Source organism: Halorubrum sp. SD612, from assembly GCF_002135005.1.
This window is the reverse complement of sequence record NZ_NEWI01000247.1, coordinates 1-2701: the sequence shown is the minus strand read 5'-3', so window position 1 is coordinate 2701 and position 2701 is coordinate 1. Positions and strand designations below refer to the sequence as shown.

At 69.2% G+C, this 2701-nt stretch carries 3 protein-coding genes; all 3 read left to right on the top strand.

The window, feature by feature from the left end:
- Positions 1-159: 159 nt before the first annotated feature.
- Positions 160-801 (top strand): HemK2/MTQ2 family protein methyltransferase, encoded by a 642-nt coding sequence (locus B9G38_RS15875; protein WP_086221019.1) that lies wholly within the window; start codon positions 160-162, stop codon positions 799-801.
- An 81-nt stretch (positions 802-882) separates the two neighbouring features.
- On the top strand, positions 883-1899 hold the full coding sequence (locus B9G38_RS15870; RefSeq protein ID WP_086221018.1) for a 5-methyltetrahydropteroyltriglutamate--homocysteine methyltransferase: 1017 nt from the start codon (positions 883-885) through the stop codon (positions 1897-1899).
- Positions 1899-2701 (top strand): methionine synthase (locus B9G38_RS15865; protein ID WP_143415538.1); only part of this gene is annotated, 803 nt, incomplete at its 3' end. The genes B9G38_RS15870 and B9G38_RS15865, both read left to right, overlap by 1 nt.

Below are 2701 nucleotides of genomic sequence, written 5' to 3'. Positions count from 1 at the left end.
CGCCTCCGGGCCGGAGTTGGACGCGGCGGTCGAGGACCGGGCCGCGACGCGCGGCGGGTCCGAAAGCTCCGGCGACGGCGACGCGGAAGGGGACAACGCGCAGAGCGGTGACGCCGGGGGAGCCGACGGAGAGGGAGCCGACGGAGAGGGAGCCGACCGATGACCGGGAATGGAGGCGAGGACGACGGGAACACAGGCGAGGACGACGGGAACACGGGCGAAGACGCCGGCGGCCTCGCGGCGCGACGCGGTCTCGACGAGGCGACCGTCTACCAGCCGGCCGAGGACTCCGGCCTGCTCGCGGAGGCCGCGGTCGCGGAGGCGCACGGACGCGTGCTGGAGGTCGGCACGGGGTCGGGCTGGGTCGCCGCGCGGGTGGCGAGCGAGCGCGACCTCGACGTGGTCGGCAGCGACCTCAATCCGCACGCCGCGCGACAGGCGCGCGACCGCGGCGTCGGGGCCGTCGTCGCCGACCTGCTCTCGCCGTTCCGCGCGGACGCGTTCGACACGGTGTGTTTCAACCCGCCGTACCTCCCGACCGACCCCGAAAACGAGTGGAGCGACTGGATGGAACACGCGCTCTCGGGCGGCGAGTCCGGCCGGGAACTCATCGAACCGTTCCTCGCCGACGTGGGGCGCGTCCTCGCGCCGGGCGGGGTCGTCCTCCTGCTCGTCTCCTCGCTCACCGGGTACGAGGAGGTGCTCGCCCTGATCGACGAGGCGGGGTTCTCCCACGAGCCCGTCGTCGAGGAGTCGTTCCCGTTCGAGACGCTCACGGTGCTGGCGTTGCGTCGGGCGTAGCGGGGTCGCTCGGCAACTGATTACTACAAAACATAACGCGCATTAGCAAATATTATACGACGGTATATCCAACGATCGGTGATGACCGAACGTGTCGCGGCGACGCCGGGGCTGTATCCGCTCCCGGACCGGGCGAAAGAGACGCTCTCGGACCTGAAGGGCCACCAGAAGGGGGACCTCCTGAGCGGCGACGAGAGCGAGGCGACCGTGGCGGCGTACGACGAGGTGCGCGCCGAGTACGTCGACGACCAGCTGGACGCCGGCCTCGACCTGATCTCCGAGGGGCAGGGCCGCTGGGACGACATGATCGCGCACCCGCTGACCGTCAGCGACGCCGTCGAGACCGGCGGCATCGTCCGGTACTACGACAACAACAACTTCTACCGGGACCCGCGGGTCGTCGACGACCTCGACTTCTCGGGCGACGTGGCGGGCGAACTGGAGAAGGCGACCGACCTGCTCGCCGACGCCGACGGGGTCGACGACGCGTCGCTCGCGGCGACGCTTCCCGGGCCGTACTCGCTCGCCGACCTCGCGACCGACGATCACCGCGGCGACGAGGCCGATTTCCAGGCGGCCATCGCCGAGTTCCTCGCGGGCGAGGTCGAGGCGTTCCCCGACCACGAGACGCTGTTCCTCCTCGAACCGTCGCTCGTCACGAACCCGCCCGCCGAGGGCGAGGAGGCGGGCGCGACGGACGCTATCTCGACGGTCGCCGACGCGACCGACGCCGACGTGGTCGTCCAGACGTTCTACGGCGCGCTCGGCGAGAAGCTGTACGCGCACCTCGTCGACGAGGCGGGCGCGGACGCGCTCGGGCTTGACCTCGTCGCCGGCGACCGGGACGACACCGTCTACAACGTCCAGGAGTTCGGCTCGACCGACTCGCTGTCGCTCGGGCTCGTCGACGGGCAGAACACGCTGGTCGAGGAGCCGGAGACGATCGCGGAGCGCGTCGAGTGGTTCGAGTCGCAGATCCCGCTGGAGGGGTTCGACCGGACGTACCTCACGCCGAACACCGAGCTGTTCTACCTGCCGACGAACAAGTACCGCGCGAAGCTGAACGCCCTCGCCGACGCCGCGGAGGTGCTCGATTAATGGTCCGAAACCCGTCCGCCAACCGCGACCAGTTCCGTCCGGACGACCACCCGAACGACGCGTTCCTGCTCACGACCGTCGTCGGCTCGTACCCGAAGCCGAAGTGGCTCAACCGCGCCGACGAGCTCGTCGACGACCCCGACTCGAAGTTCGACGAGTCCGACCTCGAAGAGGCGCACGACGACGCCTGTCGGCTCATCACGCACGAACACGAGCGCGCCGGGCTCGACACGGTCGTCGACGGCGAGATGCGCCGCAACGAGATGGTGGAGTTCTTCGCCGACCGCATCGACGGCTACGAGTTCAACGGGCCGGTGAAGGTGTGGGGCCACAACTACTTCGACAAGCCGAGCGTGGTCGAGGAGGTCGCGTACGACGAGCCGTGGCTCGTCGACGAGTTCGAGTTCACCTCGAACGTCGCAGAGCGCCCGGTGAAGGTCCCGATCACGGGGCCGTACACGCTCGGCTTCTGGGCGTTCAACGAGGCGTACCCCTCCACCGAGGAACTCGTGTACGACCTCGCGGACCTCGTCAACGAGGAGGTCGAGAAGCTGGTCGAGGCGGGCGCGCGCTACATCCAGATCGACGAGCCCGCGCTGGCGACGACGCCGGAGGACCACGCCATCGTCGGCGAGGCGCTCGAACGCATCGTCTCGGGCATCGACGAGGACGTCCGGATCGGCCTCCACGTCTGCTACGGCGACTACTCGCGGATCTACCCCGAGATCAACGACTACCCGATCGACGAGTTCGACGTGGAGCTATGTAACGGCGACTTCGAGCAGATCCCGACGTTCACCGA

Excerpts from the sequence above, each read along its gene's own strand:
- B9G38_RS15875 (WP_086221019.1), top strand. The coding sequence starts at position 160 with ATGACCGGGAATGGAGGCGAGGACGACGGGAACACAGGCGAGGACGAC.
- B9G38_RS15870 (WP_086221018.1), top strand. The coding sequence starts at position 883 with ATGACCGAACGTGTCGCGGCGACGCCGGGGCTGTATCCGCTCCCGGAC.